This window comes from Marinobacter sp. AN1 (genome assembly GCF_026013985.1).
GTDB classification, from domain to species: Bacteria; Pseudomonadota; Gammaproteobacteria; order Pseudomonadales; family Oleiphilaceae; genus Marinobacter; species Marinobacter segnicrescens.
This window is the reverse complement of sequence record NZ_CP110342.1, coordinates 1,579,573-1,596,106: the sequence shown is the minus strand read 5'-3', so window position 1 is coordinate 1,596,106 and position 16,534 is coordinate 1,579,573. Positions and strand designations below refer to the sequence as shown.

The following is a 16,534-nucleotide window of genomic DNA, read 5'->3' as shown; positions in this document are numbered from 1 at the left end:
CGCTAAATCAGCCGAAGTGGAAGAAGGCAACCTTGTTGCCGTCCGGGTCACGGATGTAAGCGCCGTAGAAACGATCCGGGATCCGTTGCCCGGGCTCACCGTCACAAGTCGCCCCCAACTCGATCGCCTTGTGATACAGCTTGTCGACCATCTCCTTGGAACCGGGGTTGATCGCAACCATGTTGCCGTTACCCGGGTGGTTGGGCTGCTGATCATAGGGCGTACACACCGCCAGCATGGGCGCTCCCATGCTCTTGCCGATGAACGCAATGCGCTCCATATCCATCAGGACCTTCGCGCCCAGGTCAGCCAGCAGGTCCGCGTAGAACTGCTTGGCGCGACCCATGTCACTGACACCAATTGTTACGTAACCTATCATATAGATCTGCCTTCTTAGTTTGTCTGTTTATAATGAGAGCATCTATAACAATTACGGAGCCCATGCAGGGATGCACATGATCTCGTTCCGACTACTTGTCGCCATCGTTATCCTGGTACTGCTGGCAACAGGTCTTTATAACACGTTAAAACCACTTCCGGCAGGACTGTCAAAATCCGCACCGGCAAGAGCACTTTACGATGCCCGGCTGATCGCGGATGTCACCTGGCGCAACGCCAGCGGCGAACGCAGGCAAAGTCACGGTATTTTTGACGAGGTGTTCCGGCTGATCGGCCAGGCCCGCAAACTGATCGTCGTGGATATGTTCCTGTTCAACGACAGTGCCCAGGACGCCAGCTTCGAACCACTGGCGGAAAAACTGACCACGGCACTGATCCGGCGCAAGCAGAAGCTTCCCGACCTTATGGTGGTGGTCATCACAGATCCGCTGAATACGGTCTATGGTGGCCTGGAGCAAACGCACTTCAAACGTCTGCGCGATGCAGGGATCACCCTGGTGGAAACCGACCTGCGACCGTTGCGGGACCCCAATCCGGCCTGGTCCGCAATCTGGCGTTGGTGCTGCCAGTGGTTCGGTAATAATCCGGGCGGTGGGTGGCTGCCCAATGCGTTCGGCGAGGGCAAGGTTACCCTGCGCAGCTACCTGGCCCTGCCGAACTTCAAGGCCAACCACCGCAAGACCCTGGTGGTGGACGAGGGCGACCGGCTACGGGGCCTGATTACCTCCGCCAACCCCCACGCCGGCAGCAGCCGGCACTGGAATACTGCCATTACCTTTACCGGCCCTGCAGCTCACGACCTGCTATCCACTGAAGAGGCCGTCATGACGCTGTCCGGGGTGCCGGTTCCTGACTGGCCGGTACCGGAGGCCACCGTCACGGGTAACCAAGGCGGCGAGCTTCAGGGCCAGGTGCTGACCGAATCTGCCATTCGCGAAGCCGCCCTGGACCTTGTCCGCCTTGCCGGCCAGGACGACCACATCGATATGGCCATGTTCTATCTCTCCCACCGGGCGACAGTGAAGGCTCTCAAGGAAGCCCACCGGCGCGGCGCGCGACTGCGAATCCTGCTCGACCAGAACCAGGACGCCTTCGGCCACGCCAAGAACGGCATACCCAATCGTCAGGTCGCGTTTGAGCTGAAACAGGCCGGCATTGATGTGCGCTGGTGCAATACCGCCGGCGAACAGTGTCACAACAAGCTCCTGTTGTTGCGCCCTGTCAGGGGCGACAGCCGGCTGCTGGTGGGCTCGGCGAACCTGACCCGCCGCAACATCGACGACTACAACCTGGAAACCTCGATGCTGGTGACTGGCGCCGGTACAACCCCGGTCATGGCGTCAGCGACTCAACTTTTCGACCGCCTGTGGCAAAGCGGTCCGGGGTCAACCCCGGTGTTCAGCCTGCCCTATGAGGAAAACGCCGACGAATCCCGGCTGCAATACTGGCGTTACCGGTTTATGGAAGCTACCGGCCTGTCCACCTTCTGAAAGCCGGGTGTCTGGACCGACTCAGTCCGTTGCCGCTGGTTGCTCGTGAAAGAAACGTTCGATCTGGCGGGCATGGGCCTGGGCATCCTCATACCCCAGTCGTATTAACTCCTGGCAAAATCGAGGGTCAAACAGCAGGTAACTGGCCAGGCTGGCCGCTGTGCCATGGTGGCGATCCGTGGCGCCCACGAGGTTTCTCAGCACGAGGGGCATGCCATCCATATACTTTGCGGCTATGTCGTTGATCTGATGACTGGGGGAAATTTCCAGCAGGTTGACCGGGCGCAGATCGAGGCCGGCCTGCGCCTGCTTTTCGGCTGGTATCAGTTCCAGTAACTGGTTAATCAGGCGCAGACGATCGATATCGTAGTCCAGGGTATCCAGGAATATGCCGTTAAAAACCTGGGCAATGACCTGGGCAAACGTGGGACTGCCCGGCTGGCCGGGGCGCTCGGTGGGGCACATGCTGTTGGCGCTGACGCCGATCACCAGCACTCTTTCCGCCCCCAACCTGAGCGCGGGGCTGATGTGGGCCATCTGCCGAGTGACACCGTCGCCGAAGTACTCGCGGTTAATCAGAACCGGCGGAAAGACCGTGGGAATAGCCGCAGAGGCAAGAATATGCGCCAGTTCGAGTCGGGTTCTCGTCCCGGCCCGCTGCCCCATCGTCCAGCTTTGCAGGTCCTCATGGCCCTGGAAGAAGCACAGGTTCTGCCCGGTGGAGTAGCCGCAGGCATTCACACCAACGGCCAGTAACCGTTCTTCCTCGATGGCCCTGGCAATGGCGTCGAAGTCCACCTCCTTTTCCAGCATCCGGCGCAGTGGACTGTTGTTGAGCAGGGCAACCGGCGCCCCCTCGCCCTGACCGGCAAACAGCCTGCGGGCCACGCCGGTCATATTGCGGACGATATCCAGGGTCTGGCTTTTGTAGATTCGATCGACGGTAATTTCTGACCAGAGTCCCTCCAGGTGACTTACATTGTGCCGAAAGATGGGAGCACCACTGGCCAGGCCCACTGCATTGATGGCGCCGGCTGAGGTGCCCACGATCACCCGGAAGGGGGTTTCCCAGTCGGGGTACATGTCGGAGATGGCCCGGAGCACCCCCACCTGGTAGGCGGCACGGGCGCCACCCCCGGTCAGTACAATTCCCGTTTCCATGTCGCCTCCCTGTCCGGTTCCTAGCGGTTAACCCAACCGCCACAGACCGGAAAAACCTGCCCCACAAAACAGCTGGCAGCGTCACTGCACAGGTATGCAGCAAACTGGGCGTCCTCACGGGCACCGACCAGGCGACCCAGCGGGACCTCCCGCTTCAGACGCTCCTGGAAGCGGGGGTTGGCCTGGATATCTTCTGGAAAATAGGTGGGATTATCCACGAAGTTCTGGGCAATCAGGTTGACCTGAATGTTTTCCGGAGCCAGTTCCACTCCCACCGCCTGGACCCAGGACAACTGTGCGCCCCGGGCGGCACTGTAGGTGGACGCCCGTTTCATGCCCCGAAGTGCGGATGCACTGCCCATTACCAGGACCCGGCCATGCCCTTGTTCACGCATACCAGGCAGCACAGCCTGCAGAAGGCGCGGCAAGGGGTCCACCATGGCGGCAAAGGTGTCCCGCCATTCGCCCGCAGACACCTCGCCAACCCGGCTGGATGGCGCTGGCACGGCAAGGTTGGCCAGCAGTACATCGATACCCCCTGCCTCTGCCACAATACGAGCTGGTGTCTCCGGATCACTGATGTCGTCGTAATTGGGGATGACCGTGGCGCCCTGCTCTGCGAGTACCTCGCAGAGTACCGGCCCCATAAAATCTCCGGCCTGGGTGACCAGAATCCGCTTGCTCTTCAAGCTCGTTTCAGACATGGACTGTGCTCTCCTGACGTGTTGAAAAACGGAATCTCCTTACAGGAAGTCCCGTTATCGATTGCCGTCAGAATAGCCGAGAACCGGCCAGGGCGTAAAAGCCCCGGGCCGGAGGTCACAAGGAAAGGCGAAAAAAGAAGGAATAATAATTTCCCGTCTGGCTAACCCCTGAATCTACTATTTGCCTCTCGGGACGCGCAGTAGGTTAAGGAATTAGCCAGACAGGACACCAGCCTCAGGAACCGCTACCCTGGACATTACCTTGACCGGGGCCGCCAGCCACGGTCCGGCTACCGCAGTTAAGCAGTCCTGAACGGGCCAGCCACTCCTTGTCCGGATAATACTTGAACACCAGCTGGCCACCCTTGAGGTTGTCCACGACCTGGTCGCTGATTTCCTGGCGAACGGCCGGGCAGCCCAGGCTGCGGCCGATACGTCCGTAAGCGTCCACCCAGGAAGGGTCCACATAGTCAGCGCCATGAATCACGATGGCCCGCTGTCGGGCCAGGTCGTTAAACCCCGGCTCGAGCCCGTCGAGCCGCAGGGAGTAGCCATGCTTGCCCTGATAGCTCTCCGCCGCGCGAAACAGGCCGATACTGGACTGATGGCTGCCTTCCACATTGGAGAACTGCGTGGATTCCAGGTCTCCGGAGTTACGACCATGGGCCACCAGGTCCCGCAGCAGCAGGGCTTTTTCCTCCAGGTCGAATATCCACAACCTCTGTTCACTGGAAGGCAGTGAAAAGTCGATGACCGCGAGGCGAGACGGCGTGCTTACACCATTATGGATCGCACACTCGGTGGCATCGAGGGCATAACGCAAGACCTGGGGATCGAGATTGGGAGCGGAGCGGGACAGGCCGGCAAACAGGCTTTCCCCCTGAGCCGCTGCTACACTGCTTAGCGGGGACAAAATAAATGTGGCAACACAAGCTGACATGAACAGAGCGCGTTTCAGGCCTCTGACTACCATTGACTATTCCTCGTAAATACATTGGTTCGCGGGAACCCACTTACACGGCGATACCGGATAGCCGTGCTATCCGACCTGCCTCGCCTGGCATTGTGCGACAAAAATCCCGCAAAAGATGGGAAGCGAGTCGAATTGTACAGATTTCACACAAACAGCAACACCGTTTACGATTTGCAATGGAGCCGTGCCCTTTATTCCGGGGCACGACTCTGGCCCGGCAGACCGTCATATCGGCGATGGCGCAATGCCCGGGCAATGATCCAGGCAACGATATTGCTGCTCACAGCCCTGGCCGTCGAGGCAAGCGCCCGCAACATGGATGGCCCCTGCATGGACGGGTCCCGGCCTCCGGAATTTGTGAGCCAGCTGGTGGCGGAGCTTGATCGCCTCGAACCCCATACAGAGCGGTGGCTTGACCCGGTTCACTGGCAGCGGCTGGTCAGGGAAATTGGCCAGCTACGCACAGATGGCCTTAACCCCGGCTACTACCAGCTACCTGAAATCGCCCTGATCAGCAGCCGACAGTCAGATGGTGCCTATCCGGGCCATTGCCATGCCGAACTTGCTACGTTGATGCTGGCATGGTCGGTCAAGGACCTGGCCCGGGGCCGCCTCGATCCCGAAGAGCTGGGCCTGGTCTGGCACCAGAACCCACAGCGTCCGGACCCAGCCGACTTTGCGCAGAAAGTTCACCAGGCCTTCCATTCTTCACGGGGACTCAGCCTGGCCTACGACAACGCTCGTCCCTCGCTGGCGGCTTACCAGAACCTCCGCAATGCCTATTCCGGACGACTCGACACCCTGGCCATGCAGGGACCCACGATACCAGCGGGTCCCACCCTCAGGTCCGGAGACCGCAACGAGCAGGTGGCGCAACTGGCCCAGCGGCTCATCGCCCAGGGCTATCTGCCCGGCGGAACTCCCTGGCCGGGCGGGCCGGAGGCGGACACCGACAGCCCCAGGCTTTTCGATGACGCCATGGCGGATGCGGTCGCTGACTTTCAGCGGGATCACGGGCTGGTCGCAGACGGGCTGGTTGGCAAGGACACCCGGGCTGCCCTGAATACCCCACCCGCAGCCTGGACGGCACGGGTCCGTGCAAACCTGGAACGCATTCGCTGGTTTGCTCCCTACCTGAAGCCTGACCGGTTGTTGGTGGACATTGCCGGAGCCCGGGTGCGCCTGTTCCGCGACAACGAGGAGGTATGGCAAAGCCGGTCACAGGTAGGTCGGGCAGAGCGCAAAACCCCCGCATTGACGTCCGTAATCAGCCACGTCACGGTCAACCCTACCTGGACCATTCCACCCACCATTTTTTACGAAGACACCTTGCCTGCAATCCAGGCAGACCCGGACTATCTCTACCGAAACCGGCTGACGGTTCTGGACCGGACCGGTACACCACTGGATCCGGACCAGGTGGACTGGAGCCGACCGGGCAACCTGCTGCTACGACAGAACGCTGGACCTGGTAACGCCCTGGGGGAGGTCGCAATCCGGTTTCCGAATCCGTTCTCCGTATACCTGCATGACACGCCCTCGCAACGGCTGTTTGGCACACCTGAACGTTTTTACAGCTCCGGATGTGTCCGTGTTGAAAATGCCATCGACCTGACTGATCAGTTATTCCGAGGTGCCTCGGGGACGGTACCCAGGCAGCTGACAGAGGCGCGGCGGTCGGGCGAAACCCGCAACATTTCACTGCCTGAGGGGGTGCCACTGGTCATGGCTTACTGGACAGCAGAGGCCGACGACGCCGGTCGTATCCGGTTCCGCAGGGACACCTACGAGGAAGACGGGCTGGTCATTGACCTGTTGGACCGAGAGCAGTAAATCGCCAGCGGTTCTCGCGTCAGCCGGTTACCGCTGCGGCCAGTTTCCGCCCCCACCAGGTATCCGGGTCTGAACGCCAGGCGGCGTGGTGAAGCCAGGCCAGGGTGTCGCTGTCACGACACAGGTGGCTCAGCTCGGAGCGGCTGAGGGCATCCGGCCCCTCAGCAAGGCAGCGCCTGGCGAGCCCCTGCAGGGTTTCCTGCCGTAGCCTCCCCGGGTGACTGCGGGCGAAGCTACAGTGCATGGCGTTGACCTCGGGTAACAGGACCGCTTCCTCGAAACGGGAGAGCTGGCCCAGCCGCGGCAATAACGATTGCTCATCGGCAGTATCAAGGAGGAGTTGCGGAGGGTGGGTTTCCTCCGGAGTGCGCAATAAACCGGCCCGGTGCAGCCACTGTCCGGCCCACGCCCTGCTCAGGCCGACGGCGGTGGGCGCCGCCAGTATCAACGGCACCGCTACCGGCAGCGACCAGAGAAAGAATAGCGGGTCCAGGTACCAGGCGAATGCGGACCAGGCCAGGCCCACCAACATTCCCGGGGCCTGGGTCACCAGCGCTTCACGCCAGCCCGTTTCCTCGGTCCGGTTCTGACCCGCCCAGCTGAGGGACAGGTTCAGCAACGCCCCCAGCACATAGCCAGAGTGGGCCAGCATCTTGATGGGGGCCAGCATGACTGACACCAGGGTTTCCAGAATCACGCTCAGCAGGCTGCGACCAACACCACCGAACCGCCGCGCCCTGCGATGTATCAGTGCATCCAGCCAGGCCAGTACCTTGGGCGCAAACAGCATGGTCAGGGTGGTGAGCGCCAGGGTGATCGCCAGTCCCGGGCGCCATTCTGGCCACAGGGGGTAGAGACCGGGTTGGTCCCCCGGGAAATAATCTATCGGCATCAACGCCAACTGGGCCGCCTCCACCGTAGTGAATACCAGAAACAGCAACCAGAGGGGTGAGGCCAAGTAGCCCATGATGCCATTGAAAAATGCCATGCGGTGCGCAAACCGAAGCCCAGGCGTGGTCAGCATGACCCAAAGGTGCTGCAGGTTACCCTTGGCCCAGCGCCGGTCCCGGGATAGCTCATCGCCCAGACTGGGGGGAGATTCCTCGAAGCTGGCGCTCAGGGACGGTTCCAGCCAGACCTCATACCCGGCGCGTCCCATCCAGGCAGCTTCCACGAAGTCATGGCTGAGGATCGGCCCACGGAACAGCCCTACCCCGGGAAGCTTGCGAAGTCCGCAGTAGTCCATGAACGCGCTGGTTCGCAATATGGCATTGTGGCCCCAGAACGCGGCATCGCCCATCTGCACGGCTGCCAGTCCGGCAGAAAACAGGGGCGAATACATCCGGTTGGCGAATTGCTGGACTCGGGCAAACAACGAAGAGCCCCGGACGACCCCGGGGTTGGTCTGCAGGATACCAACCCGTGGTTCCAGCTCCATCAGCCGGACCATGCGCACTAGGGTATCTCCCCCCATCAGGCTGTCGGCATCCAGCACCACGGTGTAACGACAACGGCGGCCCCAGCGCCGAAGGAAGTCGGCCACGTTACCGCTTTTGTAGTTGAGGTTCACCGTGCGGCGCCGGTAGAACAGCCGGCCATCGGCATTCAGTTCCTCACACAGACTTTGCCAGGCCGCCTGCTCTTCAAGCCAGACTTCCGGGTCACGGCTGTCGGACAGGATATAAAACTCAAAATGCTGCAGGTGCCCGGTACGTTCGAGATCCCGGTAAATCGCGCGTAGCCCCCTTAACGTGCGCTGAACCGGTTCATGGTAAATCGGCATAACCACCGCAGTGGACGCAAGTGGCGTAGCGACCAGCTCCGCCTCCGGGTGACGGCGGGCCAGGGACCACCGGTCACCGCCGATCAACCTGATTGCGAACCCAAATACCGCCGTCCAGAATCCGACAGCCACCCAGGCATAGAGCACGGCGAACAGCGTGGTAAGTCCGGCCTCTACCCAGGTGCCTCCGTGGTAAGGCAGTACCCTGAGCATCAAAGCCGTGGCCAGAAACGTCTGCCCCAGTACAAACAGGGCCAGCACCAGGCGCCGAACGTTCGCCACCCACCGCCAGCGAACATCCGCCCTTCCCCTTACCGGCATCCCTGGGGCCGGGCTTGCCACTGACTCACAGGGTTGGCCCATAACCGATACTCCCTCGCTGGATGGGCGGACGCTGCAGCGGGACGTACAGTTCCGGCAAGTCGAAGTACCCGGGGAGGCGGTCAAACACCAGCGCCAGCACCCCGCCCGGGAACGGTGTGTCTGACTGACAAGGGCGAGGCACAGAACCACCCTGCCCGGTCATCACCTCCGCCAGGCATTCATCGATCAGGGCCAGGGCGCGGCGGCAAACCTGCGGAGAGGGGGCTACACCGTAATTCCGGAGGTAGAGCATTACCCGGTCCAGCGCATATTGGCATATCGCCCTTTCCATCAAGCTTCTCCTGAATGCACGGGATCGTGTGCGCTAATTGCCCCGGATATCGATCCCCGGTGGCAACTCGTAGGTCCAGGTTTCAGTCAGCGGTTCGCCATCCTGCGACAGGAACGCCCGCAACGACATGGTCTGATCTCCGGAGGGCCGCACCAGCATGGAAAGACGCCACTGCCTGGCAGGTTCCGAGTACTCCACAAAGTGCTCCAGCACTTCTGTATGCTCATCGGCGCTGACCTGACTGACCACATCGGCCCCGGGGTCTGTTTGGTCCAGCGGGCCCCCTTCGAAATCCACCAGCACCCGATAGGCTCCCTCCTGGTCGCCACCACCGATACGGTTGCCGTCACCAATAAACGTATTGGCCGCATAGCCGGAAGGATGGCCGCTCAGGCTGGCCGGACCGAATCGTAGCCTGTAGTCCAGGTCAACCGAGGCGCCTTTTTGCGGTGACTCTTCCGGAGACCAGAACGCCACGATGTTGTCGTTGACCTCTGACCGGGTTGGTATTTCCACGAGCACAACACTACCCTTGCCCCAGTCGCCTTCGGGCTCGACCCAGGCGCTGGGGCGCAACTCATACCTGGCCTCCAGGTCCTGGAAGTCGCGGAAGTCACGATCCCGCTGAATCAGGCCGAAGCCCCGGGGATTGTTGGCCCTGAGGTAACTGATGCGCAGGGATTCCGGGTTGATCAGGGGCCGCCAGAGCCATTCTCCGCTGTCGCCGTCGGTTACCAGAAGCCCGTCTGAATCGTGGGTCTGCGGGCGCCATTCTCCCATCGGCCGGAGTGTGTTCTCGCCGTAATAGAACATGCTGGTCAACGGCGCGTAGCCGGGCAGTCCAACCTGTTCACGGAAAAACAGGCGTGCACGCACCTCTACGTCGAGAACATCACCGGGGTTGATGGTGAACTGGTAGGCACCGGCCAGGCTGGGGCCGTCGAGCAGGGCATAGACCACCACCTGCTCATCGCCGGCGTCGGGTTTTTCCAGCCAGAACTCGATAAACGACGGGAACTCCTCACCCCGGGGCTGGCCGGTATCAATCGCCACGCCTCTCGCCGAAAGGCCGAAACCATCGTTACGCCCCACACCACGGAAATAGCTGGCACCGGCAAACGCCAGGAACTGGTTGTTGATGTCCGGCCCACGCAGTGGATAGGTGAGTCGGAAACCGGCGAAGCCCAGATCCGCTGGAATGCGCTTGGCGAATTCCTCGCTCGGGTAGGTAAACAGGTCCCGGGCGAAGCGTATCGGTTCCACCTCGCCTTCGCGGATTTCGTTGAGCGCAACCGGATGGGTAAAGTATTTTCCGGCCGGTGTTAACATCACCTGGAACCGCGAATCCGAATCACGCCACAGGTTACGGTCATCCCGGAACCGGATCTCCTGGTAGCGCGAATAATCGATCTCTTTCAGAAAATCGGGAATCTCTGGCGGCGCCTGCCAGCTTTTACCGGCCAGCTGACGGGCCTTCTCAGCCACGTTATCGAAATCAAAACCACCAGGTTCAGAGGCAGTGGCAGCAAAGGCCGTCATGGAAGAGATAATGACACCAGCGAGGAGGCGCAACATAGAGAGGGGGTCCCTGTCAGAAAATCCTTTTAAAGGCCTGCAAGCCTACCCCCTTGATTTTTAGTCTCCACCGAACCCTGCGGCAAGTGACGACTTTGTAAGTCGGCGTCATGAACGGCTCCGGCCCAAGGCGTGCTGGCTCACAGCGTCCAGCTAATATCCAGGGACAGCTCAGGTACATTGGCGGAGACAAGGCCCGGACCTGATGCCTCCAAAAGCGTACCGGCCCTCAGCCCCCCGGTCATGTGATCACCGCTGACCTGCCAGAGCACCTCACCCGCCGTGGCCCGACTGGTGAGGCCCTGCCCCGGAGCTTCGGCCCAGCCACGCAGCAGTGAGAACCGCAGGCTTGTCCGGACACCGGATGGCAGCCAGAGGAGACGGTCGGGCGTGGCACTGTCCAGGCGCAGCCAGCCACCCCGGCGACCCCGCAGCACCTGGCCACCAAACCCGTGCATCATTCCCTGGCCAACCTCCAGGTAGCGCCAGCCCGGCAATTTATCCGGGGTGAACTGGTACTCCCCTTTCAGGTCCCAGTCCATCTTCAGCCAGTTTCGTTCCAGACTCGCTGCCAGGTTGTAGCGCTGGAAAGCGCCCAGTTTTTCGCCGCACGCCTCCTGCACTGCACCATCCAGCAGTGCCATACAGCCTTCGACAGAAAGACTGATCTCTGCATGGCTATCAATCCAGGGCAACTGCCCACCGAGGTACCCATCAAGCCGGACCAACGAATAACTGCGCCGGGCCTCTCCGGTCAGGTCACCATTTTCAAACCACTGGCTGCTGACGTCGGTGGTTATGACCCGTGCATCCAGACTCGCCGCCGGGCCCTGGTATAGGTTCCGGACCAGATCCATCTCCAGGGTCTGCCGGCTGCCACCAACCCGCCGGATAGCCTCACCTGACGCCACTTCATCGTGGTATTCATGATGACGACCACTGAATGAAAGCCGGTTGCCCCCCACCAGTGTTTGCCACGCCAGGCCTACATCCATGGTCGTATCGCCGGGCTGTTGGGACATGGACCAATTGCCATCGAGCCTCAGGTTGCCGCCCAGACCGGGCAACGGTGTCTCGTCAAAGCCGACGCGAACCCGGTCCCCCAGTTCTGCGTCGTGGTCCTCGCCCCTGAGATAGAATCGTTCCCCTGCCCAGGTCTCCCTCGCAGGTGCAGATGACAGGGGAATGGTATCTGCCGTCATATCCGCCAGGACCGGAACCCGTGCTGCCGGTGGCGCCGACGACCCGGTACCCCGCTCAACAGGCAAACTTCCATGATGGGAACGGATCCAGTACAAGCTTTGCTGAAGAAGCGTCAGGGTGCGACGATTCTGTTCGACACTGGCAGTTTCATCGCCCTGGTTTTCTGCAGCAAGGCCTGAAAGGGGAACCAGGATCACCAACATGGTGACAAACAGGCATAGCGACCGAAGGCTTGTATGATTGACGGATTCCATGGCACGACACAGGAAGACGGGCTGAAGTTCGGGGCCATGCTAACCTTCTGAGCAGTCGGGATTCCATGGTTTCAGTCACCATTTTTGCGTGGTTACAATTTTAATATTTCTTTTTTAACAAGAACTTCTGCAACCCTTTGAAACTTCAACATGAGGTTTGTTATCTGTCCTTATGATCGACAGACAGGAGTTACATTCATACACAGCAATCAGGCAGGTTTTTGCAGAAGCGCAACATCTTTTCGGGGAATGGTCAGGGTCCAGCCGAAATGGCTGGCAAGCCAGCGGAAGGTCTCCTCCCGGTAGAAAACAATGTGCGTTGGATCGCGGCGGTAATGCCAGTTGGCGAACCGACTGTCATCCGTCTGAAAACAGGTCATGACACCAAGCCATCCTCCGGGACGAAGCATTGCATCGAGTTGCCGGAATACCGCCAGCGGATGATGCAGGTGTTCCACCACTTCAGTGCAGGTGACGAAATCCCAGTTCCGGTTGAGTACCGTGACACCAGGGAAGAACGCCGGATCGTACAGAGTGACGGTATGACCCTGTTCCTCGATCATGGCGGCCAATGCCGGGCCAGGCCCACAGCCGAAATCCACACCTTGCGCGCCAGGTGGCAACCGCTCAAGCAGGGGAGCAGCCAGCTTTTCCAGGAAACGTCGGTAACGAGGGTCCCCCGGCTCATTCTCGTGCAGGGCGTAGACGGCCCGCTCCTCAGATTCCGTCAACCAGGCTGCCGGGTCCATCAGGGTAGCCTGGCAACATAGGCACCGGCGGTAAGTCCTGTGGCTGACCATGAGAAAATCCACCAACCCGTCATTCTCGCAGACGCTGCAGTGGGTTCGGGCGAGGGAATCGTAGCAATTCATAGGGGGCTCCGCATAGCCTCGGCCTCAGCAAGGGGGAGTCCGGCCCTGGCCATCAGTGCCCAGGGCGCAGTTTTCAGCGGCGCTGGTTGGCCTCCAGCATGGCGGCCATCATTTCGTGTACCTTGTTGATGGCCTTGAGTGGTCGCACCATCACCTTGAAGTCCCGAATACGACCGGTCTCGTCCCATTCGATCATATCGACACCATTGATCATGATGCCATCCAGCTCGGTACGGAACTCCAGGACGGCTGTATTTCCATCGACAATCTCACGCAGATACTCGAAATGGTCATTGTTCAATACACCAAACGCAGCCGCCAGGTACGCCTTGGTAATGGCCTTGCCTTCCTGGGGTGTATGTACCACCGGCGAATGAAACACGGCGTTGTCCGCCAGCAGGTCATCCAGTCCGTCAGCGTTGCCACTGTGGGCGAGCTCATGCCAGGTCTTGAGGGTATCTATCATGGAAATCTACTCCTTGTTGTTGTCAGTCAGCGGATTATTGCGCAGAGTCCGTCGCACCAGCCAGGGTCCGATAGCCTCGAAGAATACCGTGGAGCCTACCACCACAGCCATTAACGTGGCACTGAACTCGGGAAAACGTTCGCCGGCAAGCAGGGCCATACCCATGGCCACACCGGCCTGGGGCGTTAACGCCATACCGATCCCGCAGGGGAGCGCACCCAGCCGGCCGGCAACCGCCCGGGCACCGACCAGGCCACCCAGGTAGCGGCCCAGCAAGCGAAGCACTATGTAGGCCCCGGTGACACCCAGGGCGCCACCGAGCATATTCAGGTCAAGGCTGGCCCCGGCCAGTACAAAGAAAAAGACCAGAAACGGCCATTTCAGATAATCGATTTCGTTGAAGGAGCGCGTATGGTGATAGGCGAGGTTCGCCACGATGGCACCTGCTATCATCGCTGCCAGCAACTCAGAAACATTTAACAGGGCGGCCCCACCGGCCAGTAACAGAATCAACGCCAACGCTTCCACCAGCGTCGGCTCACCAGCCTCCAGGCGCCCGGTTAACCAGGCCGCGGGTATTCCTACGATAACACCGAGGGCGACAGCGCCCCCGAGCTCCCAGAGCGCCTCCAGCATGGCGTGCAAACCATCACCGCTGGCGTGCCAGCCCAGGAACGCCATGGCCAGCCCGAACACGATAATACCCCAGCCATCATCCACGGCCACGGTACTGAGCAGCAGCCGGCCGGCACGGGTATTCCCGGCTCGGAGTTCGTGGATGGTTTCACTGACCGCCGCCGGGTCGGTGGCCACGGAAATGGCCGCCAGCGCCACCGCCAGGATGACGGGAAAGCCGAGCAGCCAAAGGCCCAGACCAACAGCGGTCCCGCTGGCCAGCACCACCGTCAGGGAGAAGATCCCTACCACCGGCCCAAGGGTGCGCAGTCGGTCCCAGGTGAACTCCCCTCCCAACAGAAACGCCACCATGACCAGGGCCAGCTGGATGAGCGGCTCTGCCAGGGTGGTCAATGGCCCGGCTGGCTCGCCAAGCCCCCATTGCTGGATAGCCGCCACGACAACGCCGACCAGCACCAGCAGGGATATCCGGGGCACAGCGGTTCTGGCCGCAATAACATCCGCCAGGATACTGATCGACAGCAGGCCACCCAGTATGACCAGTACCATTCCATATTGGGCGGGATCCAGCGCCAGTTCCATTCCGTACCTCAACCGTCCCGCGACGGGTCGCTGGTGACCTCACCTTCGCTCTTCCGGTCCCTCGCGGCCCGGGGCGGCACCAGGCTGATCAGCTGCCAGTCAGTGTCCGGCTCCAGCTCATCCCCCGCCATGACCGGGTGGATCCTGTCCTTGTCGTTGATCACGAACAATACCCTGGCCTCGCCGTCGTGCCTTGCGAGGAAGTCCTCATAGGTAAAGCTTTCACTCAGTTGAGTGGTCTTCACGGTATAGCCACGGCTGACCAGGCTGGCCAGCTTGGGGTAGGACAGGTCATCGAACAGGCCACGGGTCTGCTGGATTTTCTCTGCAGACTGGTGGCTGGCCTTCTGGTCCTGCTCACCTTCCGACAGGCTGTACACACTATTGGGGCCAAACCAGTCCAGGAAGTGGTAGGTGGCCAGGGAGTTCAGCTGCTTGTAAGGAGAAATCACCAGCAGCTTGCCTACTCCCGTCAGATCCAGGTGGGTAGAGGCATGCTCCGACGTAGGGTTGCCAAAATACACCTTGAGGCCATCCATCCGGGCCTGGCGTACGTTTTCCCAGTTGGTATCGGTGAGCGTGACCGGTATTTCATTCTTCTGCAGCGCCTGGGCAATGGCGCGGGCACCACTGTTGGCCCCCAGGATCAGGAAGCCAAAGGCTGCCGGCTCTGCCACACCCAGGGCCCGGGCAACAGGGCGGGCCGTCAGGCTCTGCAGGGTAACGGTGGCGATGATCAGCATGAACACCAGCGGTACCAGTGTACCCGCGTCCGCGTAACCCTGGTTTTCCAGCTGAAACGCAAACAGCGCGGACACCGCCGCTGCCACGATGCCACGGGGAGCTATCCAACTGAGAAACACCTTCTCGCGCCAGTTCAGCGAGGTACCGATGGCAGACAGCAGGATACTGACCGGGCGGGCCACCAGCATCAGGATAGCCAGAACCGCCACCAGGCCCCAGCCCAGTTCTGCGATGGCACCGAAGTCCACCCGTGCGGCCAGGATGATAAACAGGGCCGAGATCAGAAGAACACTGAGGGACTCCTTGAACTCCAGGATATCGTCAATGGGCACCATCTTCATGTTGGCCATCCAGATCCCCATGATGGTCACCGTCAGCAGACCTGATTCGTGGGCGATCTCGTTGGACAGGGCATAGACCCCCAGCATGAAGGTCAGGGTTCCGGCATTATGCAGATATTGGGGGAGCAAGTGCTTGCGCAGGGCCACGCCATTAATCCAGCCGGCAACGGCGCCGAACAACAGCCCGACGGCCACGGTCTTGCCGAAGATATACACCGAGTGCCAGAACACATTGCCCTGCCCCCAGGAAATGATCGCCTCAAAGACCAATACCGCCAGCAACGCACCGACGGGGTCAATAATAATGCCTTCCCAGCGCAGGATATTGGCGAGGTTCTGTTTCGGGCGCACTGACCGCAGCAGGGGCGCAATTACGGTCGGCCCGGTCACGATGGAAATGGCACCGAAGAGCAGAGCCACCTCCCAGGAAACATCCAGTATCCAGCGTGCCGCCAGGGTGCCGATCAGTGCTGTCACCACCGACCCTACCGGAATCAGGTTGCGGACCATCTTGCCGTGGCCCTTGATCTCCTCGTACTTGAGGGTAAGGCTGCCCTCGAACAGGATCACCGCCACCGCCAGCGAGATCATCGGGAACAGCAGGTCACCGAACAAAGGCTCCGGCTGTAGCCAGCCCAGCACCGGGCCGGCGGCAATGCCACCAGCCAGCAAAAACAGGATTGCCGGCATTCGTACCCGCCAGGCCAGCCACTGACAGAAAAGTGAGGCAACGCCGATACTGGCAAGAACGAGAACGATGCTTACGTTCATAGACACCCGGTTTCAATTCAGTCGAGGAAGAGCCGGATTATGGTCAATCCGCCCATGCCGACGGCAGCCGGCACGCACACAGGATACGTCAG

General features: G+C 60.7%; 14 protein-coding genes. 2 read left to right on the top strand and 12 right to left on the bottom strand.

The window, feature by feature from the left end:
- Positions 1-7: 7 nt before the first annotated feature.
- Positions 8-379, bottom strand: coding sequence for a VOC family protein (locus LJ360_RS07320; protein ID WP_264995720.1), 372 nt, complete (start codon positions 377-379; stop codon positions 8-10).
- Positions 380-449: 70 nt separating this feature from the next.
- On the opposite strand from LJ360_RS07320, the gene LJ360_RS07315 reads away from it, so the two are divergent.
- The gene (locus tag LJ360_RS07315) at positions 450-1,889 is read left to right on the top strand and encodes a phospholipase D-like domain-containing protein (protein WP_264995719.1); all 1,440 of its coding nucleotides are present in this window, start codon (positions 450-452) and stop codon (positions 1,887-1,889) included.
- Positions 1,890-1,910: 21 nt separating this feature from the next.
- Here the strand turns inward: LJ360_RS07315 and LJ360_RS07310 are convergent, their stop codons facing one another.
- From LJ360_RS07310 to LJ360_RS07300, 3 genes are all read right to left on the bottom strand, one after another.
- A complete protein-coding gene (locus LJ360_RS07310) occupies positions 1,911-3,050 on the bottom strand; it encodes a patatin-like phospholipase family protein (protein ID WP_264995718.1) in 1,140 nt (379 codons plus the stop codon).
- A 20-nt stretch (positions 3,051-3,070) separates the two neighbouring features.
- The gene (locus tag LJ360_RS07305) at positions 3,071-3,754 is read right to left on the bottom strand and encodes an SDR family oxidoreductase (RefSeq protein ID WP_264995717.1); all 684 of its coding nucleotides are present in this window, start codon (positions 3,752-3,754) and stop codon (positions 3,071-3,073) included.
- Positions 3,755-3,989: 235 nt separating this feature from the next.
- Positions 3,990-4,727 carry a murein L,D-transpeptidase catalytic domain family protein gene (locus LJ360_RS07300; RefSeq protein ID WP_264995716.1) on the bottom strand — a complete coding sequence of 246 codons (738 nt, stop codon included), beginning with the start codon at positions 4,725-4,727 and terminating at the stop codon, positions 3,990-3,992.
- A gap of 273 nt (positions 4,728-5,000) precedes the next feature.
- Between LJ360_RS07300 and LJ360_RS07295 the strand changes: the two genes are divergently transcribed.
- The gene (locus LJ360_RS07295; protein WP_264995715.1) at positions 5,001-6,560 is read left to right on the top strand and encodes a L,D-transpeptidase family protein; all 1,560 of its coding nucleotides are present in this window, start codon (positions 5,001-5,003) and stop codon (positions 6,558-6,560) included.
- Between the two features lie 19 nt (positions 6,561-6,579).
- On the opposite strand, the gene mdoH is transcribed toward LJ360_RS07295, so the two are convergent.
- The 8 genes from mdoH to LJ360_RS07255 all read right to left on the bottom strand — a co-directional run bounded on the left by mdoH (position 6,580) and on the right by LJ360_RS07255 (position 16,442).
- Complete coding sequence (gene mdoH / locus LJ360_RS07290; protein WP_264995714.1) at positions 6,580-8,706, bottom strand: glucans biosynthesis glucosyltransferase MdoH; 2,127 nt, start codon at positions 8,704-8,706, stop codon at positions 6,580-6,582.
- Complete coding sequence (locus LJ360_RS07285) at positions 8,690-8,998, bottom strand: hypothetical protein (protein ID WP_264995713.1); 309 nt, start codon at positions 8,996-8,998, stop codon at positions 8,690-8,692. Before LJ360_RS07285 ends, mdoH begins: the two co-directional genes overlap by 17 nt.
- Positions 8,999-9,031: 33 nt before the next feature.
- Positions 9,032-10,573, bottom strand: a complete 1,542-nt coding sequence (locus LJ360_RS07280) for a glucan biosynthesis protein G (RefSeq protein WP_264995712.1) — start codon at positions 10,571-10,573, stop codon at positions 9,032-9,034.
- A gap of 140 nt (positions 10,574-10,713) precedes the next feature.
- Positions 10,714-12,030 (bottom strand): ShlB/FhaC/HecB family hemolysin secretion/activation protein, encoded by a 1,317-nt coding sequence (locus tag LJ360_RS07275; RefSeq protein WP_264995711.1) that lies wholly within the window; start codon positions 12,028-12,030, stop codon positions 10,714-10,716.
- 209 nt (positions 12,031-12,239) lie between these two features.
- Complete coding sequence (locus LJ360_RS07270) at positions 12,240-12,902, bottom strand: class I SAM-dependent methyltransferase (RefSeq protein ID WP_413774402.1); 663 nt, start codon at positions 12,900-12,902, stop codon at positions 12,240-12,242.
- Positions 12,903-12,975: 73 nt separating this feature from the next.
- Positions 12,976-13,368 carry a nuclear transport factor 2 family protein gene (locus tag LJ360_RS07265; RefSeq protein WP_264995710.1) on the bottom strand — a complete coding sequence of 131 codons (393 nt, stop codon included), beginning with the start codon at positions 13,366-13,368 and terminating at the stop codon, positions 12,976-12,978.
- 6 nt (positions 13,369-13,374) lie between these two features.
- The gene (locus LJ360_RS07260) at positions 13,375-14,586 is read right to left on the bottom strand and encodes a cation:proton antiporter (protein WP_264995709.1); all 1,212 of its coding nucleotides are present in this window, start codon (positions 14,584-14,586) and stop codon (positions 13,375-13,377) included.
- A gap of 8 nt (positions 14,587-14,594) precedes the next feature.
- Entirely contained in the window at positions 14,595-16,442 is a 1,848-nt protein-coding gene (locus LJ360_RS07255) for a cation:proton antiporter (RefSeq protein WP_264995708.1), read from the bottom strand.
- Between the last annotated feature and the right edge of the window lie 92 nt (positions 16,443-16,534).